At 49.9% G+C, this 23,743-nt stretch carries 25 protein-coding genes; 10 read left to right on the top strand and 15 right to left on the bottom strand.

Annotated elements, in window-relative coordinates; all coding sequences use genetic code 11:
* Entirely contained in the window at window positions 1-405 is a 405-nt protein-coding gene (locus tag AAW31_RS17070) for a 3TM-type holin (RefSeq protein ID WP_046851167.1), read from the top strand.
* 97 nt (window positions 406-502) lie between these two features.
* Here AAW31_RS17070 and AAW31_RS17065 read toward each other — a convergent pair whose 3' ends face one another.
* Entirely contained in the window at window positions 503-706 is a 204-nt protein-coding gene (locus tag AAW31_RS17065; protein WP_046851166.1) for a hypothetical protein, read from the bottom strand.
* Between the two features lie 193 nt (window positions 707-899).
* Window positions 900-1,106: a hypothetical protein gene (locus tag AAW31_RS17060; RefSeq protein ID WP_046851165.1), complete on the bottom strand. Its 207-nt coding sequence runs from the start codon at window positions 1,104-1,106 to the stop codon at window positions 900-902.
* A gap of 207 nt (window positions 1,107-1,313) precedes the next feature.
* Here AAW31_RS17060 and atpD point away from each other — a divergent pair, with 207 nt between their 5' ends.
* The 8 genes from atpD (at window position 1,314) to AAW31_RS17020 (ending at window position 7,631) form a co-directional block, all read left to right on the top strand.
* Window positions 1,314-2,696 carry a F0F1 ATP synthase subunit beta gene (gene atpD / locus AAW31_RS17055; RefSeq protein WP_235264405.1) on the top strand — a complete coding sequence of 461 codons (1,383 nt, stop codon included), beginning with the start codon at window positions 1,314-1,316 and terminating at the stop codon, window positions 2,694-2,696.
* Entirely contained in the window at window positions 2,696-3,112 is a 417-nt protein-coding gene (locus tag AAW31_RS17050; protein WP_200899660.1) for a F0F1 ATP synthase subunit epsilon, read from the top strand. Before atpD ends, AAW31_RS17050 begins: the two co-directional genes overlap by 1 nt.
* A gap of 205 nt (window positions 3,113-3,317) precedes the next feature.
* Window positions 3,318-3,590: an AtpZ/AtpI family protein gene (locus AAW31_RS17045; protein WP_046851164.1), complete on the top strand. Its 273-nt coding sequence runs from the start codon at window positions 3,318-3,320 to the stop codon at window positions 3,588-3,590.
* A complete protein-coding gene (locus AAW31_RS17040) occupies window positions 3,590-4,258 on the top strand; it encodes a F0F1 ATP synthase subunit A (protein WP_046851163.1) in 669 nt (222 codons plus the stop codon). The genes AAW31_RS17045 and AAW31_RS17040 overlap by 1 nt, the downstream gene beginning before the upstream one ends.
* Window positions 4,258-4,527 carry an ATP synthase F0 subunit C gene (gene atpE, locus AAW31_RS17035; RefSeq protein ID WP_046851162.1) on the top strand — a complete coding sequence of 90 codons (270 nt, stop codon included), beginning with the start codon at window positions 4,258-4,260 and terminating at the stop codon, window positions 4,525-4,527. The genes AAW31_RS17040 and atpE overlap by 1 nt, the downstream gene beginning before the upstream one ends.
* Before the next feature lie 14 nt (window positions 4,528-4,541).
* The gene (locus AAW31_RS17030) at window positions 4,542-5,300 is read left to right on the top strand and encodes a F0F1 ATP synthase subunit delta (protein WP_046851161.1); all 759 of its coding nucleotides are present in this window, start codon (window positions 4,542-4,544) and stop codon (window positions 5,298-5,300) included.
* A gap of 13 nt (window positions 5,301-5,313) precedes the next feature.
* Window positions 5,314-6,783, top strand: coding sequence for a F0F1 ATP synthase subunit alpha (locus AAW31_RS17025; protein ID WP_235264404.1), 1,470 nt, complete (start codon window positions 5,314-5,316; stop codon window positions 6,781-6,783).
* Window positions 6,780-7,631 carry a F0F1 ATP synthase subunit gamma gene (locus AAW31_RS17020; RefSeq protein WP_046851159.1) on the top strand — a complete coding sequence of 284 codons (852 nt, stop codon included), beginning with the start codon at window positions 6,780-6,782 and terminating at the stop codon, window positions 7,629-7,631. The genes AAW31_RS17025 and AAW31_RS17020 overlap by 4 nt, the downstream gene beginning before the upstream one ends.
* Window positions 7,632-7,787: 156 nt before the next feature.
* Here AAW31_RS17020 and AAW31_RS17015 read toward each other — a convergent pair whose 3' ends face one another.
* The 13 genes from AAW31_RS17015 to AAW31_RS16955 form a co-directional block, all read right to left on the bottom strand.
* Window positions 7,788-9,191, bottom strand: coding sequence for an NADH-quinone oxidoreductase subunit N (locus tag AAW31_RS17015; protein WP_052752329.1), 1,404 nt, complete (start codon window positions 9,189-9,191; stop codon window positions 7,788-7,790).
* The gene (locus tag AAW31_RS17010) at window positions 9,178-10,677 is read right to left on the bottom strand and encodes a complex I subunit 4 family protein (RefSeq protein WP_046851158.1); all 1,500 of its coding nucleotides are present in this window, start codon (window positions 10,675-10,677) and stop codon (window positions 9,178-9,180) included. The genes AAW31_RS17015 and AAW31_RS17010 overlap by 14 nt, the downstream gene beginning before the upstream one ends.
* A gap of 10 nt (window positions 10,678-10,687) precedes the next feature.
* On the bottom strand, window positions 10,688-12,697 hold the full coding sequence (gene nuoL, locus AAW31_RS17005) for an NADH-quinone oxidoreductase subunit L (RefSeq protein ID WP_046851157.1): 2,010 nt from the start codon (window positions 12,695-12,697) through the stop codon (window positions 10,688-10,690).
* Window positions 12,694-13,017 carry an NADH-quinone oxidoreductase subunit NuoK gene (nuoK, locus tag AAW31_RS17000; RefSeq protein WP_046851156.1) on the bottom strand — a complete coding sequence of 108 codons (324 nt, stop codon included), beginning with the start codon at window positions 13,015-13,017 and terminating at the stop codon, window positions 12,694-12,696. The genes nuoL and nuoK overlap by 4 nt, the downstream gene beginning before the upstream one ends.
* A complete protein-coding gene (locus AAW31_RS16995; protein ID WP_046851155.1) occupies window positions 13,014-13,505 on the bottom strand; it encodes an NADH-quinone oxidoreductase subunit J family protein in 492 nt (163 codons plus the stop codon). Before AAW31_RS16995 ends, nuoK begins: the two co-directional genes overlap by 4 nt.
* Window positions 13,506-13,715: 210 nt before the next feature.
* Window positions 13,716-14,255, bottom strand: a complete 540-nt coding sequence (gene nuoI, locus AAW31_RS16990) for an NADH-quinone oxidoreductase subunit NuoI (protein ID WP_046851154.1) — start codon at window positions 14,253-14,255, stop codon at window positions 13,716-13,718.
* 21 nt (window positions 14,256-14,276) lie between these two features.
* A complete protein-coding gene (gene nuoH, locus AAW31_RS16985) occupies window positions 14,277-15,239 on the bottom strand; it encodes an NADH-quinone oxidoreductase subunit NuoH (RefSeq protein ID WP_046851153.1) in 963 nt (320 codons plus the stop codon).
* Complete coding sequence (gene nuoG / locus AAW31_RS16980) at window positions 15,236-17,545, bottom strand: NADH-quinone oxidoreductase subunit NuoG (RefSeq protein ID WP_052752328.1); 2,310 nt, start codon at window positions 17,543-17,545, stop codon at window positions 15,236-15,238. The genes nuoH and nuoG overlap by 4 nt, the downstream gene beginning before the upstream one ends.
* 2 nt (window positions 17,546-17,547) lie before the next feature.
* Window positions 17,548-18,780 (bottom strand): complex I 51 kDa subunit family protein, encoded by a 1,233-nt coding sequence (locus AAW31_RS16975; RefSeq protein ID WP_200899659.1) that lies wholly within the window; start codon window positions 18,778-18,780, stop codon window positions 17,548-17,550.
* 52 nt (window positions 18,781-18,832) lie between these two features.
* Window positions 18,833-19,318, bottom strand: coding sequence for an NADH-quinone oxidoreductase subunit NuoE (nuoE, locus tag AAW31_RS16970; RefSeq protein WP_046851151.1), 486 nt, complete (start codon window positions 19,316-19,318; stop codon window positions 18,833-18,835).
* A 10-nt stretch (window positions 19,319-19,328) separates the two neighbouring features.
* Complete coding sequence (gene nuoD, locus AAW31_RS16965; RefSeq protein ID WP_046851150.1) at window positions 19,329-21,041, bottom strand: NADH dehydrogenase (quinone) subunit D; 1,713 nt, start codon at window positions 21,039-21,041, stop codon at window positions 19,329-19,331.
* A 3-nt stretch (window positions 21,042-21,044) separates the two neighbouring features.
* Entirely contained in the window at window positions 21,045-21,542 is a 498-nt protein-coding gene (locus AAW31_RS16960; protein ID WP_046851902.1) for an NADH-quinone oxidoreductase subunit B, read from the bottom strand.
* Window positions 21,509-21,895 carry an NADH-quinone oxidoreductase subunit A gene (locus AAW31_RS16955; RefSeq protein WP_046851149.1) on the bottom strand — a complete coding sequence of 129 codons (387 nt, stop codon included), beginning with the start codon at window positions 21,893-21,895 and terminating at the stop codon, window positions 21,509-21,511. Before AAW31_RS16955 ends, AAW31_RS16960 begins: the two co-directional genes overlap by 34 nt.
* 443 nt (window positions 21,896-22,338) lie before the next feature.
* Here AAW31_RS16955 and AAW31_RS16950 point away from each other — a divergent pair, with 443 nt between their 5' ends.
* Window positions 22,339-23,703: an NAD-dependent succinate-semialdehyde dehydrogenase gene (locus AAW31_RS16950; protein WP_046851148.1), complete on the top strand. Its 1,365-nt coding sequence runs from the start codon at window positions 22,339-22,341 to the stop codon at window positions 23,701-23,703.
* The last annotated feature ends 40 nt before the right edge of the window (window positions 23,704-23,743 follow it).

Genomic DNA, 23,743 nt, shown 5'->3' with positions numbered 1-23,743 from the left:
ATGTGGCAATTATTATTTCCGGCAATAACACCAATCATCAATAAGGTTCTGGACCTGATACCGAATGAGAACGAGCGAGCTAGGGCTAGGGAGCAACTAGAAGGCGATCTGCAGAAAGCTATCAACCAAGCAGCTGCAGATCAGCGAGAAATCAATAAGGTCGAAGCTGCGCATAGCTCTGTATTTGTTGCTGGGTGGAGGCCAGGAATAGGGTGGGTGTGTGTGCTCGGGCGCGCCTGGGTGTTCTTCATTCAGCCTGTCGCTACCTGGTCTATCCATGTTTTTAATCTGCCTGTTGAATCGTTGCCTAGCATACAAACAGATTATCTGATGGAGTTAGTGCTGGCTATGCTAGGACTGAGTGTTACCAGAACTTGGGAAAAAGCCAAAGGCGTTGCAAGGTAATGTTATAATACCCACTCGAATCTGGCACGATTCGTTCACTTCATCCCACAAAAGCCAGCGGTACATCTGCGCTGGCTTTTGTTTTTACTGCCATCAATCATGATTTTGATAAAAATATACCCATCTTCTTGCCTGCCTCTTGGATGTTTTTTGTAGCCTCTTCCATAGTAAGGATATGTTTATTCAAGGCGGCAGAAAACTTTTCAAGATTATTGCTTAATGATTTCATTCTCTCGTCAGACAAATGCTCTAAATGTTTTTTCTGTTGTTCACTTCCATTAAATTTAATCCATTCAGACATTAATTATTCCTCCTATTTTTATCTGAATCATTATCAGCTCTGGCAAATTTATCTCTGGTTGATTTTAACGACCAAATAACCACAGATAATTCTACTAAAGATACCAGTATCGTCAATGCAATAATTAGTATATTGATCATTTGTCCCTCACTTTTCCATCAAACACGGCCAGTTGTTCATTAATTATTATTCCTTATCTTTTAAATAATGGATTGCCGTTCTTAAGGCGGTCATTACTCCCTTTAGCCAATCTGCGCATCAATCCATCATCAAGACGAAGTCCTCTTAATAGAAAAAATTTATGCGTTTTCGTGATGATATCGTCTTCTATTTTAATTCTTCCTGTTACCATACCTGATAAAGAAGACACGTTAGCTTTCATACTGGTTGCCATGCTCATTAATGTTTCCCCGATCTCAAGTCTAGATTCTCTAATTAATCTGCCGTATTCCGTAAGCACAAATTCCCCCTATTTTTACCTAAAATTTGCTCCGCAAAAAAATAAACTAGCTCATGGATAAACGGTCTTAAGAGTATACTTATCGAGTTTGCTCCGCATTTAATTTGATATTATGTTATTGATTTAAATATGGATTTTAATGGACAGATGATCCCATCAATGCAGTCAGCAAAAGATCCACTTGGGATAATAGAGGAAATTCATGGACCAGTGGTTGACGTGTTTTGTAAACGTTTACCCTCCCTGCATCAGGCGCTGTTTAGCATAACTGATCATGAATTTTATCCTTTTGAGGTTTATCGCCATCTGGACGAACAACGCGTGCGTGCCATTGCTTTGCATCCGACAAGTGGTCTCAAGCGGGGTTTATCTGTTTTCGATAGCGGCGCTCCCTTACGCGTTCCAGTAACACCGGATTGCCTGAATCGGATGCTGAATATGTTTGGCATGCCGCTTGATGGTGGGCCGCCGCTCGAAAAAAAAGAGATGCGGAGCATTATTGCTCCTCCCGCATTATTATCTGAAACAGTGCCAGCTGGCGGAATTCTCGAGTCGGGTATTAAAGTCATTGATTTGCTTTGCCCCTTTATTAAAGGGGGAAAAACCGGCTTGTTTGGTGGCGCGGGTGTGGGAAAGACGGTCCTGATTATGGAATTTATGCATGCCATCGTCAATCTACATCAGGGGGTGTCAGTATTTGCGGGAGTGGGGGAGCGTATCCGTGAAGGTCATGAATTATGGCACCAGATGCAGGAATCCGGCGTCATGCCGCGCGCACTGATGATGTTTGGTCAGATGGATGAATCGCCCGGTGTGCGTTTCCGTGTGGGCTTATCTGCTTTAACCTATGCGGAATATCTGCGGGATACCTTAGGCAAAGAAGTGTTATTAATGATGGATAACATCTTTCGATTTGTCCAGGCAGGGAGTGAAATTTCTGGATTACTCGGGCGAATGCCTGCGACGGTTGGTTATCAACCTACCTTAATGAGCGAAGTGGCAGAATTGCAAGAGCGTATCATCTCAACGCGTGGTGGAAATATTACAGCAGTGGAAGCAGTCTATGTGCCTGCAGATGATATGACTGATCCCGCGGTCAGCACCATTCTAACGCATCTGGATACGACTGTAATTCTGTCTCGAAGTCAGGCAGCTAAGGGTATATACCCGACAGTCGATCCTTTGCAATCAGTGAGCAAAATGATGAATCGCACCTTTCTCGGTGACCGGCATTATAGTGTGGCTGAAGGGGTCCGTGAACATTTTGCGCGCTATCAGGAATTGGAAGATATTATTGCCATGCTGGGTCTAGAGGCGCTCTCCCAGAAAGATCAGCGTATTGTGATGCGTGCCCGCAAGCTGCAACGATATTTAACGCAGCCATTCCATGTCATGGCTTCACATACTGGCGTGCCAGGCGTGTCGGTAAAACTGGATGTGACATTGACTGATTGCGAGACCTTTTTGCGAGGTGACTATGATGCCATCCCGGAAGAGCAATGCTATATGCGAGGCTCAATGCAACAATAATGAATATGAAGACTTTCAATTTGCATATCCAGAGTGCGACGCAATATGTATACGCTGACAATGTGATCAGTTTTGTAGGAGAGGATAGTACTGGCAGTTTTGGTATTCTTGCGAATCATGAACGCATGATGACTGCAATGGACTACGGGCTGGCGCGCTACCAACTACAAGATGGCGGCTGGATTTATCTTGGGCTTCCTGGTGGCATACTTTATTTTGCCAATAATCATCTCTATCTGAGTACGCGCCACTTCCTGCAAGATAAGGATTATCAGCGCATTAGTAAAGGCTTGCTGGAGCAGCTGCTCAAGGAAGAAGAAGCACTACGAGAGCTAAAAGATAGCCTCGCTCATCTGGAGCAAGAGATGTTCCGGCGCTTATGGCAAATTGGACACCTTACCACTCAAACGGTCTGAGGGGTATGAAGAAAACGTAGCGAGCGCCCAAAGTGCGAGGCGGACGGAACGTAGAGACGAGAAAACGAACAGAGTGAGTTTCGATAAAACGAGCCTTGCGAGTTTCGGCAAAGCTACATAGCAAAAGATAGGCGAGGAGCTAGTACCGCCCAACACAGCGATTTGGGTGCGCAGTAGATTAATTTACAACCTCTGAGAATAAATCATGAACAACGAACAGCTACGCAAATCAGTCGAGCGTCAAGTGAAACGGATGCAACGTGCACAGCAGGACCGTCCTACTCTGCTTGCTCAATCCATATTTTTGGGAACACTTTCCTTATTGTTCATACTGCCCATCCTCGCTGGTGTCTATCTTGGTAACTGGTTGGATGATAAGGCGCAAGGCTATTCTGTTCATTGGACCATAGGACTCCTTATTTTGGGTATTATAGTGGGTATGGTTAACGTTTATTTATATGTGCGGAAGCACGACTGATGGAAGAAGCTGCTGTCGTATTTTATGCTGGACCTTTTGCGATTACATCCATTGTGATCACTACCTGGGGCATCATATTATTGCTAGGCGTATTCTGCTGGCTTGCTACACGGCAGCTGTCGCTCGAGCCAGGGCCATTACAAACCATGCTGGAGGGAATCATTTTGTTAATTGAGGAAAGCATCGAAGCGGTATCTCCAGGTTATTCGCAACAAATGATGCCATTTATCGGAACGTTATGGATTTATATTCTCATTGCCAACCTTGTTGGCATTGTTCCGGAGCTCCATTCTCCCACTGGCAACTTGTCCGTAACCGCAGGTCTTGCGTTATTGGTTTTTTTGTCGGTACATTGGTTTGGGATACGCAATGAGGGAGCAGGTTATCTTAAGCACTATCTTAGCCCTTCGCCCATCTTGTTACCCTTTCACCTGATTAGTGAAGTTACCCGCACGATTGCTTTAGCGGTACGTTTATTCGGCAACATTATGAGCCTCGAACTGGTGGCATTGCTGGTCCTGCTCGTAGCTGGCTTGTTGGTGCCGGTACCCGTGTTAATGTTGCATATCATCGAGGCATTGGTTCAGGCCTATATTTTTGGCATGTTAGCGTTGATTTATGTTGCCGGCGCCATGCAATCTCAACAAAATGTACAAGGAGTTAGCTAATGAGTGATATATCCTGGTTTACGATATTTTCTACCATCAGCGCAGTATTGGGTGTAGCTATTGGCATGATGTTCCCAGCGATGGCGATGGGACGGGCAATCAGCCAGGCGCTGGATTCGCTTGCGCGTCAGCCAGAGGCAGAAAAATCTATTATGCGCACTTTATTTATAGGCTTGGCGATGATTGAATCACTTGCTATCTATGTGCTGGTAATTGTGCTTATCATCCTGTTTCGTAACCCGCTGCTGGAATATTTGATTAACCGATAAGTACAGGTGTATGCGTGACTTTTGATTGGACAACCTTCATCCTCGAAATCATCAATTTTCTGGCACTTGTCTGGATCTTAAAGCATTTTTTGTATCAACCTATATTGGACATTATTGCTAGACGTCGCGCTGGTATCGAAAAGACGCTGACTGATGCGCAACAAATCAAAGCTGAGGCAGATGAGCTTAAGCAACAACATGAAAAATTTCTGGCTGAATGGGAACAGGAAAAAGAAAGGGCTCAGGCACGCCTGATGGCTGAGCTGGCGGCAATGCGTGAAAATAAACTGGCTGAACTGAATGACAAAATCAATGAAGAAGCAGAACGGCGTAAGGTGCTGGATGAGCGCGCTAAACGTGAATTTGAACGCAGAATGGAAGAACAAGGCATTGCGCAAGGTATCGCATTTACTACTAAATTACTCTTTCGCCTTGCCTCACCTGAATTGGAAGCAGCTCTTTATGCATTGCTACTGGAAGATTTACATGGTTTGAGCAAAGAAAATAAGCGCGTTATTACAGAAGCCACGGTAGTACCAGAGTTGCAGATAAAAATTCAAAGTGCATTTCCACTGGATGAGAACAAACAAAATGAACTTACCCGTTATTTGTCAGATGTCGCTGGAAGAATGCTGCCAATCGAATTTCAGGTAAATTCTGATCTGATCGCAGGATTTCAGATAGTAATAGGTTCGTGGATCTTGCATGCTAATTTACGCGATGAATTAAAATTTTTTAGTGGATCTTTGCAGCATGCTACCGCGGGAAGCTAGCAGTGCCAATTCTTTGAGTAATTCTCTTTTTGACAGACAGGCCGACTGGTTAGCACGCTACCAGTATGGTCTTCGTTTGTCAGAGCAAGGCAACGTGGTATCTATCGGTGATGGCATTGCCTGGATTAGTGGATTGCCTTCTGCGCGGATGGAGGATGTGGTTCATCTGGAAGATGGCAGCCGTGCCTTAGTGTTTCATCTTGCCCGCGATCGGGTGGGCGCCATCCTGCTACGACAGACCAGCCAATTGACCGCGGGCACCGCTGTTTTTCTGACAGGGAAACGTTTGAGTATAGGGGTGGGGCGTGCCCTGCTGGGTCGAGTGATCGATCCATTGGGTATTCCGCTTGATGATGCCGGCCCGATTCAATTCGATATCTATCGTTTGCTGGACGTGCGCTCCCCCCCCATTATTGCACGTGATTTTGTGGCGCAGCCGCTGTATACCGGCAACAAAATTATCGATACCATGATTCCGGTCGGCAAAGGACAACGACAATTGATCATCGGGGATAATGGTACTGGTAAAAGTTCACTCGCTATCGATGCGGTTATTAATCAGCGTGACAAGAATGTTTATTGTGTTTATGTTTTAATTGGCCAGAAACGTTCCACCGTCGTGAATACTATCGAGATTCTGCGGCGCAACCAAGCATTGAGTAATACTGTGTTGGTGGTTGCAGAGGCAAATGCCATGCCTGGCTTAAAATATCTGGCACCCTTTGCCGGTTGCGCTGTGGCAGAGGCCTGGATGGCAGAAGGTTATGATACGCTCGTGGTCTATGACGACTTAAGCACGCATGCAAGAAGTTATCGCGAACTTTCCTTGCTACTGCGCAGACCGCCTGGCCGCGAGGCTTATCCTGGCGATATTTTCTTTTTACATTCTCGCTTGCTGGAGCGTTCTACCCGTTTGTCATCCAAACAGGGGGGCGGCAGTATGACCGCATTGCCGATTATAGAGACAGAACAGGGTGAAATTGCGTCATATATTCCCACCAATCTTATTTCCATTACGGATGGACAGATTTATCTTGATCAACAGTTATTTGCGCGTGGTTTCCTGCCGGCTATCGATGTCACGCGCTCAGTGTCGCGTATTGGGGGAAATGCGCAGCATCCCAATATCAAAAAGGAAGCCGGGCGAATGAAGCTGGATTATTTGCAATTTCTTGAGCTCGAAGTATTCACCCGTTTTGGTTCACGACTCGAACCCACTATGGAGGCACGCATACGGCGTGGTCAGATATTACGAGAGATACTCAAGCAAGAACTGCTTACTCCGTTAACCATTGAATTCCAGATGGCCTGGCTGGTTGCCTATAACGAAGGAATGTTTGATCATCTTGAATTGGATCAGATAAAACCGTGCTTGCAATATCTGCAAGAACAAATAGCCCGTACCAGGTTGAGTATTGAGGAAGGCCACGAGCAGTGGAGAATCCTGGTTCGTACCTGGTTGAATGAAATGGGTAGGGCATGAGTAAACGACGTGAGGTAAAAGAGCGGCTAGCGACGCTGGATGAAATCAACAGCGTCATGAAAACGATGAAAAACCTCGCTCTGCTTGAAATCCGTAAACTGGAAATGTTCCTCGACACGCAACGCCGTGTTACTACCAGCATTGAAATGACGGCACAGGATTTTCTGTATTTTTATCCTCAGATCCCAGCTCAACCGGGCCATCAGCAACTATTGATTGTCATCGGTTCAGAACGCGGTTTTTGCGGTGATTATAATGAATCGTTAGTTACATTCTTAAACAGCCAGCAACTGCAAAGAGAAACTTTGATGGTAGTGGTGGGGCGCAAGCTTGAGAGCAAATTACTCGAGAACTTTCATATTGCTGCTTTTATTGAAAGTCACAGTGTGGCAGAAGAGGTGCCGATTACGTTGCAGCGGCTAATTGAGGTGCTGAACAGATTACAGCAAGCCGCGCCAACAAAAATAGGGCAGATCAGCGTACTTTATTATGATGATGAAAGCGAGAAAATCAGGCTACGCCAATTATTACCTCTGTCATTACCTGAACCAGAATTGACTTATTCTCACCCTCCTCTGTTGCATCTGGAGCCGACACAATTTCTGACAAAATTGACTGATCAGTATCTTTATGTGCTATTACATGAAGTATTTTATTCATCGTTTATGAGGGAAAATCATAAACGACTGGCTCATATGGATAGTGCTATCCAACATCTGGAGAAGGATACTGCAAGATTGCGGATGAGGGCTAACAGATTGCGGCAGGAGGAGATTATCAATGAAATTGAAATTATTTTGCTTAGTACAGAGGTATTATCGGCTAATGACAAGTCATTCCATCCCTAAATCAAACCTGACTTTGTCGGCTTCTCCTTGCTGTATTATTTTATACTGTCTGCGGCTCGCCTTCGCGCCATGTTTGATTTAGAAAGGGAATTACAATCGAAATCCATCTTGCAAAAGTCTTGTCGCTATGTCTATTTTCTTGAAAAATCCCGTACTTCAAGGCAATTGAAGTGATCCCAATAGCCACTGCGGGAAAATGCCAAGCCCGATAATCAGGACAATGGCAATGATGATGACAATCAATGTGCCCTGTGTTGGCGGAATGGTGTTTAAGCTTGTTTCCTGCTCACTATAAAACTCCATCATTACCCGTAAGTAATAAAAAAAAGCGAGCGCTGTGTTGAGCACTGCCACAATCGCCAACATCATATTGCCAGCCTCGACAGCTGCACCAAAGGCAAGTAGCTTGGCCATAAAGCCAGCTGTCGGCGGAAGGCCGGCTAGGGCTAGCAGGTAAATTCCCATGGCAAGTCCCAGCATCGGATAACGACGTCCCAACCCGCGATAATCTGCCAAATTTTCACGATCCTGCTCACGGCGCGTTAACGCAACGATGACAGCAAAGGCACCTAGGTTCATGATGGCTAGGGTAACAGCATAATAGATAGCGGCATCGCGGCCTTGCGCAGTACCCGCTGCCAGTCCTACCAGGATATAACCGAGATGGGCGATAGAGGAATAGGCGAGTAATCTTTTCAGATTCTGTTGATTTAGCGCCAACAGGTTACCTACTACCATACTGATTAACGCAAGTCCCCACAATAATGGAAGCAGCGCTTCCCATATTTGGGGCAATTGTAGGCACAATAGCCGGATCAGAAACACTATGGTCGCCGCTTTACTGAAACTCGCAAACAGAGCTGTTATCGGTGAAGGGGCGGCCTGGTAGATGTCAGGCGCCCACATATGAAACGGCACCAAAGCTACTTTAAATCCTACCCCAACCAAGATCAGAGTAATGGCCACTGGCAGTAAGGATTCATCGCCAGCTACTGTGTTCAACTCAGTCAGATCCAAAGTGCCGCTGCTGGCATAGACCAGGGCAACGCCATAAAGAAAAAATGCAGTAGCAAAACCAGCAAGTACAGCATATTTTATGCCGCCCTCGATCGCACCGTACCTTATTGGTTGCCACGCGATAAGGGCATAAAGCGGTACAGCCAGGATTTCCAGACCGAGAAAGGCACTGATAAGATTGTTTGAGCTTACGAGCAGGGCCATTCCTAATGTGGCAAAGAGAATCAGGCTCAAGTATTCCTCTTGGAGCTCATTGCGGATGGGGGCATGGCCGAAAGATAGCAGGACGATGGCTGCGGCACCCAACATAAAAAATAGAGTAAACACGCGACTTAAATCGTCGATTACTAACATGCTACCTACTGTACCAGGTACTTGCCACAGTAAAGTGGCGGCAGCACCCAGCAGCAGAAAAAACAGCGTGGCAGTCGATAATAATCGGATCGAAACACGCTTCGGCCAGATACCCAGTATCAATATGGCTAAGCCACCAGTTGTTGGTACCAGGTAAGGGACGAGATTGATCAGCTCAGCGGAGGGCATCAATCGATCCAGTAGGCACAGAGCTTTTCGATTCGATAATAGCGGTCACGGGGATTTGCAGGCTGTCAAGGAAGGGTGCAGGGTAAAGACCCAGCCACAGTACTACCAATGCCAAAAGTCCCAGTGGCACAGCTTCGCGGCGGTTGAGGTCGGTCCATGCTCGTTTAATGGTGATCTCCCCTAGCACAGCGCGCTGGTACATCCACAGCAGGTAAACGACCCCAGCAATAATACCTAGGGCTCCTGCTACGGCAAGCCCGGCTGAGACCTGGAACACGCCGGCAAGAACCAGGAATTCACCGATGAAATTGGCCAGCCCAGGCATACCCATTGCAGAGAGTGTAAAGAGTAACAACAGGGAAGCCAGACGAGGGATTGGCGATAATAGTCCCCCCAGCTGCGCTAGTAAGCGGGTGCCGCAACGTTCTTCCAACATACCGACCATGGCAAACATCGCGCCTGTTGACACCCCGTGCGCCAGCATCAAGATTACAGCGCCGTTCAAACCTTCCTGATTCCATGCATAGATGCCAAACACCACAAAGCCCAGGTGGCTAATAGAAGAATAGGCAATGAGCCGCTTCATATCCTCCTGGACCAAGGCCAACAAGGCACCATAGAGGATACCGATCACCCCTAGAGTCATACCAATGGGCGCAAAGTCTGTGGAGGCTTCAGGAAACAGCGGTAGGCAGAAGCGCAACAAGCCATAAGCGCCGGTCTTTAATAATAAGCCTGCGAGGAAGATGCTGCCCGCTGTGGGCGCTTCGGTGTGAGCGTCAGGCAGCCAGCTATGTATTGGAAACAGCGGAATCTTGACAGCAAAAGCTATAAAAAAGCCAAGCATTAGCCACATCTCGCTGTTGTCTGGCAGATTGACCTGTAATAATTCAAAGTAATCGAACGTGTAAATACCAGTTTGCTCGCCATGAGTAAAGTACAACCCCAGAATGGCTATCAACATCAGCAGTGAACCGGTAACTGTGAAAAGGAAAAACTTGTAGGCGGCATAGAGTCTACGTTCGTGACCCCATACTCCCACCAGAAAATACATCGGCACTAACATCAGTTCCCAGAATACATAGAACAGCACCAGGTCAAGCGCCAGGAAGACCCCCATAATTCCTGCCTGGGTAGCGAGGAGGAGGGCGGCAAAAGCGGGCCAGTTGCGTTGTATTGCATTCCATGAGACCAACACTACCACAGGACCTAGTAGCGCGGTTAACAGCACCAGCAGCAGGCTGATACCATCCATACCCAATAAAAATTGAATCCCCATGGCAGGGACCCAGGGAGCACGCACGATGTAAAAATAACCCTGTTCGTTGGGGACTGCGTTCCACCACAAACCAAGTGCGATTAACAGCTCTGTGCTGGTAATCGCTAGCGCGGCCCAACGTGCAAAGGCTGTTTTATTGTGTCCTATTACGCCGATCCACAGCCCGCCCAACACGGGCAGAAATATCAGCACGCTCAACCAGTCCATAACACTCTCCTCACCATAACCAATATCCCAGGAAGAACACGGCCCCTGTACTTATCACCAAGGCATAGCGGCTCAGAAAACCATTTTGGGTAGTGCTCAGAAGCGTATAGCCGAAGCGCAGCGCTGCCACTAAGCAAGTGATGCCGGCTTCTAACGCGTTGTACTCCACGCCTTTGCGGCAGAAGGTGGCAAAGGCCAAGAAGCCACGCGTTATTCTGGTTAGCGCCCCCTCAATCAGAAGAGTTTCCACAGCACCTGATACTCTCCTGGCGAGAGCGCGGTAGGGGCGTACTATGATATAGATGATGCCCTCCTTACTCTCAGCAGCGTGCAGTATCCTTGCCAAGCCACGGTAGGGACGTACCAGCGTGGCATGGTAGAAAGCATCAAAACCCCAGCCGTTACGCAAAAAATTTGCCAAGGGAAGTGATTGATACGCTTGCTCGCGCTGGACCAACCACAAGGCCAAGCTAAAACCCGCTAGTGGTAATAACGCAGTGATGAGTTGTAGATTGTAAGTAATGGTTAGTGGAGGGAAGGTCGCTACACCAAGCTCATTTTCCAGCCATAGACTCCAAAGGTGCGGACCGGGCCAGCCTTCCGGTAACTCAATGAAGCCGCTAACGATGCTGAGCAACGCCAAAATGAGTAACGGCAGCGACATGAAATAGGGAAGGGATATTGTCGAGGTTTTCTGCCCTGAACCTTGGAAGACGAGTAAATAGACGCGAAAGATATAGATTGCAGTCAGCAGGGCGCCGAAGGCAGCGAAGGCCCACAATAACGGGCCAGCCGGTGCCGACCAAGTGGTGACAAGAATGGCGTCTTTGCTATAGAAGCCGGCGGTGACGAAAGGCACGCCAGCCAGTGAAGCTGCACCAATCAGGAATGTCCAGCGGGCTATGGATGGATGGTTACCTATTCTGCCTAAACTATTTATATCGTGTTCATCCCCGCTGGCTTGAATTACCGTGCCTGCAGATAGAAATAGTAAAGCCTTAAAAAAGGCATGAGTGGTCAGATGAAACAGTGCTAATGCATAGGCTCCGCAGCCCAGTGCCAGGAACATGTAACCTATTTGGCTGATGGTGGAGTAGGCTAACACTTTTTTGAAATCTGTTTGTGCTAACGCAGCGCTAGCGCCATAGATAATGGTTAGCGCACCGATGGCTGCCACGAGCCATTGTGTCTGAGGTGCCAACTCAAACAAGGGGTGAGTGCGCGCGATCAAATAAACGCCTGCCGTGACCATCGTGGCGGCATGCATCAATGCAGAAACCGGACTGGGGCCAGCCATAGCATCAGGCAGCCAGATTTGTAGTGGTAATTGTGCTGATTTACCTAGAGCACCACCCAGGATTAACAGCGTCGCCAGAGTGGCCAAGGTTGAGTTCTTTTCCCACTGGGCGGTAGCATTTGCAAGCAGCGCGGAGAGGGATAATTCGTGAAACTGGCTGAATAGGAGAAAGATGCCGAGTGCCAGTGCCGTATCGCCAATGCGAGTGACAATAAAGGCCTTGCGCCCAGCATTGCTTGGCAGTGACTCTCGATACCAGAAACCAATCAGGGCATAGGAGCATAGCCCAACCAGCTCCCAACCCAGATAAAGAAGCAACAGATTATCAGCTAGCACCAGCAACAGCATGCCGGCTAAAAACAGGTTGAGAAAAAAATAATAACGACGCTGATCGGTTTCTTCAGCCATAAAGGGTACCGAGTAAAAATGGACCAATAAGCCCACACCGCTAACTACGCTCACCATGACCAAAGCAAGGCGATCAAGCGTGAATCCAAACATCGGCTGCCATTCGCCCACTGCAACCCAGGTATAAAGGGTTTGCTGCAACGGTTGGCTGGCGGCCCCGGTTAGCCAGGCTAACATCACTACCAGAAAAGCAATGGCTGCAGCGCAACAAGCTACTATGGCGAGGTGTTCCCGTCGCAGCAGGCCCCCCAGAAAGAGAATGATGAGCGATCCAAGCAAAGGCGCGCAGGGAATCAGCCATAGCCACTGACTCACGATGAACTCCTTTCAGTTTCATCTTTCAGGTGGGTGAGCGTTTCCACCCGCACTGCCTTGTAGTGATCATAGGCTAGCCATACTAGAATCAATGCCACCACAACTTCTGCAGCCGTTACCGTCATCAGCATGATAACCAGTACCTGACCATCGGCATTGCCCCAGTATTGGCCCGCTGCTATCGCCGTTAAGGCAACGCCATTGAGCATCACCTCCAATCCTATCAATATGAACAGCAACTCCCGCCGTAATAACACCACGGCAAGACCCAGTACGAATAATAGAGCGGCGATAGCCAGGCTGTGACTGAGCGGGATCATCGTTTTCCCCTTCGACTGAGATAGAGGGCCGCTACCAATGCCGCCAGCAATAAAATCGCAGCAGCTTCAACCACCACCAGATATGGGCCAAATAGCGCATTCCCCACCGCCGTGGGTCCGATCACCATGATGTTGACTGCCATATCTAATGACGATCTGCTAAGTAACAGCAAGATTACCAACCACAGAAGCAGAGCCAATAATGCCACCCCTCCCCAGCTGGCAGGAAGTAACAGTGGCAGATTCCGTTCGGTACGTAAATTCATCACCATCATCATGAACAAAAACAATACCAGGATCGCACCAGCGTATAACATAACCTGGAATGCTGCCAATAGGGGAGCGCCGAGCAAGAAGAACAACAATGCTAAAGCCAGTAGTGACACGATCAGGTACAAGGCGGCATAGACCGGATGACGCACGACCAGGATTGTGCCTGCGGCAATCACTGCAATAACGGAAGAAAGATAAAAAATGAACTCATACATGAGCTGACCCTGTTGGACTGGTTGTGCTATTCATCATGGTTGTTTTCCTTATCTTTGTGTGCTGTCCATCGATGCTTCCTTATTCTATTTCTCAATCAAAACTGACTTTGTCAGCTTTACCTTGCCGTATTATGGATGCTGTCTGCGGCTCGCCTTCGCGTCATTTTTGATTTGGAAATGGAATTACATTAGCCAGTTATGCTTCATTTACTAGGGCAGATTGGTATCATGATCTACCGGTGGTGTATCGCCGACACCTTCGCCGATGGCTTTACCGGTGATTGCGATGCCAGCATGACGGTAAAAATTGTAACTGGGGTGCTTGCCCTGGCCTTCAACGAGCAGTTGCTCTTTCTCGTACACCAGCTCACCATGGCTTTGCTCGCACATCTCGAAATCTGGCGTAAGCTGTATCGCCAGCGTCGGGCAGGCTTCTTCACAAAAGCCACAAAAGATGCAGCGGCTGAAATCGATACGAAATGTTTCCGGATAACGCCGGCCGTCGTCTCGCTGCGTAGCTTGCAAGTGGATGCAGTCCACTGGGCATACCGCCGAGCATAAATAACAGGCTACACAACGTTCTTCGCCATCAGGGTCGCGGGTAAGCACGATGCGGCCACGCCAGCGTCCGGGCAAAGGGCGCTTAATCTCCGGGTATGACACAGTCTCACGCTTTGCCCAGGCATGACGCAAGGTCGTCCACAGCGAATGCCATAGCCTGATAAGTAGAGCTGGAGTCTGTTTATTCATTTGTCTATCTATCCACCTTAGTTAGCCTCTCATCCAGAATAACCCTAGCACAGCCGTAACTAGCAGATTAAGCAACGCGGCAGGCAGCATCAACTTCCAGCCGAGATCCATCAATTGATCATAGCGCAGCCGGGGCAGGCTGGTGCGCAACCAAAAGAATAGCAATATCAGTGTCAGTGTCTTAAGGGCAAACCACACTACCCCAGGTAGCCAGGGTCCATGCCAGCCACCCAGAAACAGTACTGTCACGAGTGCTGCGATGAGCAGTACCCCTAAGTATTCACCCAGATAAAAGAAGGCGAATCTGATCCCGCCGTATTCGGTGTTATAACCAGCAGCGAGCTCGTTCTCCGCCTCTGGAAGATCAAAGGGCAGGCGGTTGGTTTCAGCGATGCCACACACCAGAAAAATGATAAATCCCAGCGGTTGAAGCACGATAAAAGGCAACTCCTGGGCAGCAACAATTTCCCTGAGGCTGAAAGAACCGCTTAACATCACTACCCCCACCAATGCGAGTCCCATCGGTAATTCGTAACTGATCATCTGCGCGGCGGAGCGTAGACCGCCAAGCAGCGAATATTTGCTGTTAGAAGCCCAGCCGCCGAGCATAACGCCGTAAACTCGCAGCGAAGAGAGAGCCAGTACGTAAAGCAGTGCAATGTTGAGATCGGCCAGCCACTCATCTTCACTGACTGGTACCACGGCAAAGCTAATCAACACTGTCATTGGGACGATAATCGGGGCAACGGTATAAACTATACGATCGGCAAAGGGCGGGATGAAATCTTCCTTGCTTATCAGCTTCAGAATATCAGCCACAGGCTGCAACAAACCGAAGGGGCCAGCGCGGTTGGGGCCAAGGCGATCTTGCAGCAGCGCAAGAATGCGGCGCTCACCATAACTCAGAATGGCACCAATCAGCAACAACCCCAGCAGTACCAATACCATGCTTGCGAAAGTAAGTAGCCACAGCGTGAAGCTCATAATATTCGCTCCAGTTCAAGTAGATCACCGTGACCCACCCCTAATTGAGCCAGCGTCACTCTGGCTAGGGCAATCGTATCGGCGGCCACATCGTTATTAAGTTGCACGGGTAGTACTACGGTGCCGGCCGGACCGCGCAATCTGACCTGCTCCTTATCCTCAATCCCTTCCTTAAAGGCTGCTGTCGGATGAATAAGCACGGCGGCGGCTGGAGCAAGCTCCACCAAAGCCGCCGCGTAGCTGGCAAGCGCATCATCTCCATACCAGCTGGTCAATGCCACTTGCCAATGGCCGGGGTGGGTTATGGACGCTGTACCGATAGTGGTATCGGTCTGCATAGTTAGAGAGGGAGCGGGTAGAGACGGTCCCATTGTGCCAGGGAAGGGTGTCTGATAGCCAGGGAAGAGATTATTCAGTACTGCTGGGACATCCGGTAAGGTGAGCTCGAGGCAGTGAGCCAGGTCAGCAAGGACCTCTACTGTGTTGGGCAGGGGTTCTGCTCGCTGAAAGACAGGAGCAAAGCCCTGGGCGCGGCCCTCATAATTGACAAAAGTGCCCCCCCGTTCGGCCCACGCTGCTACTGGCAGCAAAATATCCGCTGCCTCGGCAGTGGTGGTAGCGACACAATCCAATACGATAAGCGTGCTGAGGCGTTGGCGTGCCGCGCGCCAGCGAGCACCGAGGCGGGCATCACCGAGCGGATCATTGCCCATCACGATCAAAGTCTGGATCTGACCCAATTCGATTGCCTCTAGCACCGCATTCGTGCTATTTGTCGGGGTAAGTAATGTCGTGCCGTAGGCATTGGCTCCAGGCAAAGCATAGGCGAGTCTGGCATGAGATCCCAAGGCAGTAGCCAGTTGTACCAGGGCAGCAATCTCTGGTGCAGACATAGTCTCGCTCACCCCTATTAATATCGGTCGCTGGGCCGTTGTCAGGCAGGTTGCAATATCCGCTAGCTCCTTCTTATGCTGGTTGGAGGCATTAGAGGCAGTAGCCGCCTGCTCATTCAAATGCAAAAGTTGTGCGCCTATCTCGTGAGGCGCAACTGTCAAGGTCGTGGCTGCGAAGCGAGTCAGCAGGCAGGGTCCGCTATGCAGAATGGCCAGTTTGGCACCATTCCGATAAGCCTGCCGCAAGGCTAAGTCCATCATGGGCGCATGCGCAGTCAGGTCGCCGACCACCAGCGCTGCGTCAGCTTGTTCTATTTCGGCCAGGGATGGCGCCCCACCGCTGCTTTGCAGAGCTGCGACGGCAGCAGCAGTTGCTGTCTCGAGCTGGGGGTCGCTAAAGGTAGCGAACCTCCCACTCAGCTTATTCAGTAAGGTCTGTAACATCGCATTGCTTTCCAGGTCTTCTCGTGTTGAGCCAAGGCCGCCCGTTTTATCCCCGGCAGCTTTGATCTGTTCTGCAGCGGCAGCAAGCGCTTCACGATAACTCATCTTCACGCCCGCCACCTGGGCTGTCAGCGGCCGATCAGGGTGTTCGCTGTATTGATGACCGTAACGGCCGCGATCACAGATGAACCAGCGGTTGAGCTCGGGGTGAAAGCGATTGCGCACCCGGCGTAGTGTGCCGTCCCGTGCTCCAGGCAGGGTGTTGCAGCCGACACTGCAGTGGGGGCAAATGGAAGGGGCCGTCTGCAGATCCCAGACCCGCGCAAAATGCTGCCGGAACACGGCATCGGTGAAGACGCCGGTAGGGCAGATCTCAACCAGGTTACCGGCAAACGGGCTTGTCAGCGGGCCATCCTGGAAGCGACCGAAATAGACCTCGTTGCGTAGACGCATTGAGCCAAGGTCATCGCCGAGCGCATAATCCTGGTAAAAGCGAGTGCAGCGATAACAGGTAATGCAGCGGTTCATTTCATGGTGAACCAGCGGGCCTAGATACTGGTTGGTGAAGGTGCGCTTGCGGCCGCGATAGCGGCGATAGGGAGGGCCGCAGGCAACCGTCATGTCCTGCAAGTGACACTCTCCTCCTTCGTCGCACACCGGACAATCGTGCGGATGATTGATCATTAAAAATTCGATGACTCTCTGCCGTACTTGTCGTGCCGCAGCCGCAGAAACTGAAACACTGAGCCCATCTCTAGCAAATTCGAGACAAGACATGACTACCCGGGGTTTTTGGGCCGGATCCACCGACGCAACCTCGACAGCGCACAGCCGGCAGGCACCAAGACTGCCGAGGGCAGCATGATAACAGAAATAGGGGATCTCTATATTCGCTGCTAACGCGGCCTTGAGAATGTTGTCATTTTCCTGGAAAGGGATCTCGTGACCGTCGATACGCATCGTTCCCATGATTAGGCTCCGCTCTTGTTGACTGCGTCAAACGGGCAGCGGCCGGTGTCGATATGACTTTCGTAATGGTCGTGAAAGCAATGCAGGCTGCTGATAAGGGGTATTATCGCACCAGGGGCGAAGGCACAAAAGGATTGAAGGGCGATGATACCGCTTAGTTCTTCTAGCAAGACTAAGTCTTCTGCCCGCCCCTCTCCGCTAGCAATAGTTGCTAGGATTTGCGCTAAGTAAGGAATGCCATCACGGCAGGGAGTACAGAAACCACAGGATTCACGGGCAAAGAAGCGCATCAGGTTCAGCGTAACTCGAACCGGGCAGGTAGTGTCATCGAGAACGATGACACTGGCGGTCCCGAGCCTGGATCCTGCTTTGGCGACGGGATCGAAATCCATTGGCACATCAAGGTGTTCGGGCAACAAGAAGGCTGTCGAAGCTCCGCCAGGTATAAAACCAAGCAGAGTACGTCCCTCGGCCAGGCCGCCGGCATGTTCAAAAATCAATTCTCGTGCTGGCGTACCACAGGGTAGTTCGAATAGGCCAGGATGGTGCACCATGCCGCTGACACAGAATAGCTTGGGTCCACAACCGCCGTTGATTCCCAGAGCACGAAACCAGTCTGAACCATTAAGCAGAATATGCGGCACATTGACCAGGGTCTCAACGTTATTGGTGGTGGTAGGATGCTGCCATAAACCTTTGACGCTGGGTCGTGGTATCTTGTGACGCGGATTGGGACGCCAACCTTCGATGGCATTCAGCATAGCGGTTTCTTCGCCGCAGATGTAGCGTCCACCACTGATGTGCACCTCCATCTGCAGATCGAAACCACTGCCGCAGATATTAGATCCCACCAGTCCAGCCATCTCAGCCTCTTTGATGGCTCGGTGTAAACCATGCCCCCCCTTGCCATACTCTCCCCGGACAAAAATTACCGCCTTTTCAGCTTGCAGCGCATAGGCGGAGACGATGACCGCCTCGATGATCTGGTGGGGACCGCCATAGAGCAGGTAGCGATCTTTAAAAGTACCCGGCTCTGATTCGTCTATATTACAAACGAGATAACGGGGCCGCGGTGCATCTGCACCCCGTAGGCGCCACTTCAGGCCACAGGAAAAACCCGCACCGCCGCGCCCACGCAGATTGGCGGCTTCTACTATTTCAATGATTTCCTCAGGCTTACGAGCAAAGGCGGCATCCAAACTTCGGTAGCCACCTAAAGATCGGTAGGCTTCCAAGTCTAGGGGAGCGTTGGCTTCAATGTGCCGGGTCAGTACCGCTTCCATACGCTTAATCCACCTCTTGCAGTCGGCGCAGCAAAACTTGCAGAGCGGCTTCATTCAATGGTCCTACTGCTTCACCATCTAAGAGTGCCGCGGGTGCTTGATCGCATAAGCCCAGACAAATGCTGGGCAAGACACTGAAAGCACCATCTGGAGAAATCTTGCCCAATGATACGCTGCTGTATTGTTCGGCTGCTTCCAGCAATCGATCCGCTCCCTGCAGACTGCAACATAGACTGTCGCACACCCGCAGGACATGTCGGCCTGCTGGGTGACGATAGATCAGACTATAGAAAGTAGCGAGTTCCTCAACTTCGGTAGTTGACAGACCGGTAACCTGTGCGACCTCTTCAACGCCCCTGTCATCAAGGTGACCGCGTTCAGCCTGTATGGATTGCATCAGAGGGACTACCGCCGCACGGCGTTCTGGGTGAGTGACGGGAAGTTGGGCCAGATGCTTTTGCAATGTTTGTCGGTCGAGCTTGTCATTCATTTTTTTCTCCTTACCTATCGACATCTGCCAGGACATAGTCGATGGAACCCAGGATGGGAATCAGATCTCCCAAGAGATGGCCGTGAGCTAATAATTTCAGAGCCTGGATATGCGGAAAAGATGGCGTGCGTATCCGTAAACGGTAGGGGTGTTCCGAACCGTCGCTGACGACAAAGTAGCCGTTCATCCCCTTGGGTGCCTCAGTCACAAAGAGGCTTTCCCCGGCTGGGAAGCTCATCCCCCGGCCCACCGCGATGAAATGGTGAATTAGCGTTTCGATGTCTTGCAATGTCGCCTCCTTGCGTGGGAAGGCATAACGCGCTTCTGCAGACAGAACCGGGCCAGGCGGCATGTTTTGCATAGCTTGTTCGACGATGCGTAGACTTTGACGAATTTCTTCCAGACGCACTTCAGTTCTGGCTAGGGCATCTCCTTCGGTAGCGGTGGGGATCTCAAACTCGTAGTGTTGGTAACCGCTGTAAGGACGTTTTTTGCGCAGATCCCATGTCGGACCACAGGCTCGTAAATTGGGTCCGCTTACCCCCCAATCGATAGCTTCTGCTGCGGACAATACTCCGATACCACGGGTGCGGGCGCGAAATATCGGATTATCCGCCAGTAAAGCCTGGTAATCATCAATAGCAGCAGGCATGCGTTTTAGGAAACTTTGCAATGCTTCGTGCCAGCCCTCGGGCAGGTCAAGGGCCACGCCACCGATGCGGAAGAAACTCGGATGCATGCGCCCGCCGGTGATGAGTTCCATCACATCGAACAGATATTCACGCTCTCGAAAGGCGTAAAAAGGCGGCGCCAATGCTCCTGTATCATGTGCATAGCTAGCTATCCAGACCAGATGACTGGCAACGCGGAAAAGTTCGCAAAGCATCACCCGCATGACCTCAGCACGTGGTGGTACGGTAATTCCAGCGAGCTGTTCCACTGCAAGCACATAGGGCAGCTCGTTTTGAATGCCAGCCAGATAATCGATGCGGTCGGTGTAAGGGATGTAGCTGTGATAAGTTTGACGTTCGGCCATTTTTTCCGCGCCGCGATGATGGAAACCGATATCTGGATTCACATCGCGTATCTCCTCGCCCAGCAGTTGCACGACTAAACGCAATAGGCCGTGCGTACCAGGGTGGGTGGGGCCGATATTGAGGATCATTTCTTCAGCACTTGTCCCCGGTTCGCGATAATCTTCGGCACGGTAACTTTCCATGATACTGCGATAGCGTGCTTCGGGCAGTCGGTAGGGCGGCATCTCAGTGGCACGATTGGGATGTGCTTTGCGCAAAGGATGGCCTTCCCAGTATTCGGGCATCAGGATACGCCTCAGATCGGGATGACCGTCTATGTGGATGCCGAACATGTCATAAAGCTCGCGTTCATACCAATTGGCAGCTGGCCATACGGTGCAGACGCTGGGTAATACCGGTGCCTCCTCAGGTAGGCTTACTTTGAGACGCAGATCGGTATTACCGGAGAGCGAGAGCAAATGATAGAACACAGTCAGTCCGCCGCCTCGTTTAGCCTCGTCAATGGCAGACAGGTCAAAGAGCATCTCAAAGCGGGGCTCTGCCTTATGTTTGAGAAAGATGAGTGCTTCGATGAGCCGATCAGCGGGTACTGACAGGGTATCGATTTTATCGTGGGGTAGTTCGCCGGGAACGGCATTGAAGAGCGTCTGCAGTTGTGTAATCAGCGTTCTGTTCCTGTCTACCATTTGTTATCCTTCCACCCTGCGAGCAAGTGGCCGATGCTTGGTACCAATTGACTCTTGCAATATTACCAGCCCCTGCAACAATGCTTCGGGACGTGGTGGGCAGCCGGGAACATAGACATCTACCGGTAGGATCAGGTCTATCCCTTGCACCACACTATAGATATCGTACATACCCCCTGAATTGGCACAGGAGCCCATGGAAATAACCCACTTAGGTTCGAGCATCTGGTGGTAGAGACGCAGAATCATCGGCGCCATCTTGATGAATACGGTCCCCGAGATGATCAACAGATCGGCCTGACGCGGTGAGCCACGCATGATTTCGGCACCAAAGCGAGCGATATCATGGCGTGGCGTGAACGCCGTCATCATCTCGACGAAGCAGCAAGAGAGGCCAAAATTGAATGGCCAGAGTGAATACTTGCGCCCCCAAGACACTGCTTCTTCCAGTCTGCTGAAAACAGCTGTTAGAGATCCTTGGTTGTTTTGTCTGGACTCCATGATAACCCCCCTTTGTACCACTCATAAACCAAACCAAGCATCAGAACCAATATAAATACAATGGCGCCAATAACGCCTGGCAAGTCTAATTCCCAATAGGCGACCGCCCAGATAAACAGAAACATCGCTTCAATATCAAATATCAAAAAGGAGACTGCGATCACATAGAAGCGCACTGGAACTTGAGGACGTGCATCGCCGGTGGGAGGGACACCGCACTCAAAGGGTTGCTCCTTATCCCACTGTGGTCGGTAGCCACCAAGCCAGCGTGAGAGACTCAGCAAACAAAATAATGCGACCAATACGAGTAGGGCAAATAGACCAATAACGGCAGCAGATTCCGAGTCTTGCATTTGGTCCCTCCTTCAACTTAAGGCCAGTTATTATGATTGAGTCGTTCTGTCCTTTATCCTTTCAAAATTGAAACTCATTAGCAAAGCGCTATTTAGGGAAATAACTGGCGCGGAAAAAAATCCAACTCAGTTTGATCTTGTTACAAGTTAATGCTAAGGGATAACACATAGCCAGGCAATAATGCAATAGCATACATAATCCTGGAAGCCGCCTTTAGGGTAATTTATCTTTGATGCAGGAGACTCTCAAGCTCACCACCTGCCTGAGGATTAGTCACAGAAAAAGCCGGCAGATGAAAAGGAATGCAGCAAGATTGTGTTTATGTATCATAAATTGCGCCAGGAGATCATCAATGAAAATGAAATTATTCTGCTCAATGCAGAAGTATTACCTGATAATGATAAATGACACATGAAATCTGCTTTTAAGGGGTACTAACACTATGTCCATGCTCTCAATCAATCCCGTTACCGGGCAAACGATACAATTTTTTCCTATTTGGCAGGCCGATACTATTGACACTGTCTTGCGTGAGGTGGAATCAGCACAAGTAGGCTGGGCCTTGCTGAGTGTTGAGCAGCGAGCTGTTTATATGCGTCAGCTGGCAGGAGTTTTTCGTCAGCGCCGTGATGATTGCGCTCATCTGATTACCGATGAGATGGGCAAATTACTGAAGGAAGCCAGAGCCGAGATCGATAAATGTGCTTGGGGATGTGACTATTTCGCTGAGCATGCCAGTACTTATCTGGCAGATGAAATTATTGTGTCTGATGCCAGCCGCAGTCTTGTCGTTTATCAGCCCTTGGGGACCTTATTGTGCATCATGCCGTGGAATTTCCCTTTCTGGCAATTGATACGGGCGGCTGCTCCTGCAATGATGGCGGGTAATACCGTAGTACTGAAACATGCTTCCAATGTGCCGCGTTGTGCGCTTGCATTGGAAGAAGCCTTTCGTGAAGCAGGATTTCCTGCGAATACTTTCCGCACATTGATGATCACGGCAAACCAGGCTGAAACGGTCATTGCCGATAAACGCATTGCTGCGGTAACCTTGACCGGCAGCAATGCTGCCGGACGCAAAGTTGCTACCATTGCGGGTCAACATTTGAAAAAATGTGTCCTGGAACTGGGTGGATCAGATCCTTTCATCGTACTCGATGATGCCGATCTTGAATTTACGGCAGCACAAGCGGTGACTGCCCGTTTCCAAAACATGGGGCAAAGTTGTATTGCTGCCAAGCGCTTTATTCTCGTGGATGCCATTGCCGATACATTCGTACAACGCTTTAAAATGTTAACAAGTGAATTACGCAGCGGTGATCCCAAGCTGGAAACGACTACTCTTGCGCCAATGGCGCGTGCCGATTTGCGGGACATTCTGCATGCGCAAGTTGAGCGTAGTCTTGCCATGGGCGCTACCCTCGTGACTGGCGGCAAATTGGTTGGTACCGAAGGTGCTTATTACGCACCAACTATTCTGGATCAGGTACGTCCTGGTATACCCGCCTTTGATGAAGAATTGTTTGGCCCGGTAGCGGTCATGGTACGGGTTAAAAACGCTGAGGAAGCGATACGCCTGGCTAATCAATCGCCATTTGGTCTGGGTGGAAGTGTCTGGACACGTGATGTGACACGAGGTGAGGCTATCGCTCGCCAAATCCAGGCTGGCAGCGTTTTCGTCAATGGTGTCGTTAAAAGTGACCCGCGTTTACCATTCGGCGGTATAAAAGAGTCGGGGTTTGGGCGGGAATTATCCTATCATGGCATTCGTGAGTTCGTTAATATTAAAACGCTGTGGATTGGATAGCGGTGCATAATAGACAAGTACCATCTCGGTTGCTGTCATA

The organism is Nitrosomonas communis (genome assembly GCF_001007935.1).
Taxonomy (GTDB): Bacteria; Pseudomonadota; Gammaproteobacteria; order Burkholderiales; family Nitrosomonadaceae; genus Nitrosomonas; species Nitrosomonas communis.
Note: the sequence above shows the minus strand (reverse complement) of the source record. Positions and strands in the feature narration are given on the sequence as shown.

Coding starts and splice junctions, on each gene's coding strand:
- AAW31_RS16960 (WP_046851902.1), bottom strand. CDS start 21,542: ATGGAGTCCAGACAAAACAACCAAGGATCTCTAACAGCTGTTTTCAGC.
- AAW31_RS17045 (WP_046851164.1), top strand. CDS start 3,318: ATGAACAACGAACAGCTACGCAAATCAGTCGAGCGTCAAGTGAAACGG.
- AAW31_RS17060 (WP_046851165.1), bottom strand. CDS start 1,106: ATGAGCATGGCAACCAGTATGAAAGCTAACGTGTCTTCTTTATCAGGT.
- nuoI (WP_046851154.1), bottom strand. CDS start 14,255: ATGAATAAACAGACTCCAGCTCTACTTATCAGGCTATGGCATTCGCTG.
- AAW31_RS17050 (WP_200899660.1), top strand. CDS start 2,696: ATGAATATGAAGACTTTCAATTTGCATATCCAGAGTGCGACGCAATAT.
- nuoE (WP_046851151.1), bottom strand. CDS start 19,318: ATGAATGACAAGCTCGACCGACAAACATTGCAAAAGCATCTGGCCCAA.
- AAW31_RS17020 (WP_046851159.1), top strand. CDS start 6,780: ATGAGTAAACGACGTGAGGTAAAAGAGCGGCTAGCGACGCTGGATGAA.
- atpD (WP_235264405.1), top strand. CDS start 1,314: ATGATCCCATCAATGCAGTCAGCAAAAGATCCACTTGGGATAATAGAG.
- atpE (WP_046851162.1), top strand. CDS start 4,258: ATGAGTGATATATCCTGGTTTACGATATTTTCTACCATCAGCGCAGTA.
- AAW31_RS17010 (WP_046851158.1), bottom strand. CDS start 10,677: ATGGACTGGTTGAGCGTGCTGATATTTCTGCCCGTGTTGGGCGGGCTG.
- AAW31_RS17065 (WP_046851166.1), bottom strand. CDS start 706: ATGTCTGAATGGATTAAATTTAATGGAAGTGAACAACAGAAAAAACAT.
- AAW31_RS16995 (WP_046851155.1), bottom strand. CDS start 13,505: ATGTATGAGTTCATTTTTTATCTTTCTTCCGTTATTGCAGTGATTGCC.
- AAW31_RS16955 (WP_046851149.1), bottom strand. CDS start 21,895: ATGCAAGACTCGGAATCTGCTGCCGTTATTGGTCTATTTGCCCTACTC.
- nuoD (WP_046851150.1), bottom strand. CDS start 21,041: ATGGTAGACAGGAACAGAACGCTGATTACACAACTGCAGACGCTCTTC.
- AAW31_RS17040 (WP_046851163.1), top strand. CDS start 3,590: ATGGAAGAAGCTGCTGTCGTATTTTATGCTGGACCTTTTGCGATTACA.
- AAW31_RS17070 (WP_046851167.1), top strand. CDS start 1: ATGTGGCAATTATTATTTCCGGCAATAACACCAATCATCAATAAGGTT.
- nuoK (WP_046851156.1), bottom strand. CDS start 13,017: ATGATCCCGCTCAGTCACAGCCTGGCTATCGCCGCTCTATTATTCGTA.
- AAW31_RS16950 (WP_046851148.1), top strand. CDS start 22,339: ATGTCCATGCTCTCAATCAATCCCGTTACCGGGCAAACGATACAATTT.
- AAW31_RS17015 (WP_052752329.1), bottom strand. CDS start 9,191: ATGCCCTCCGCTGAGCTGATCAATCTCGTCCCTTACCTGGTACCAACA.
- nuoG (WP_052752328.1), bottom strand. CDS start 17,545: ATGGGAACGATGCGTATCGACGGTCACGAGATCCCTTTCCAGGAAAAT.
- nuoH (WP_046851153.1), bottom strand. CDS start 15,239: ATGAGCTTCACGCTGTGGCTACTTACTTTCGCAAGCATGGTATTGGTA.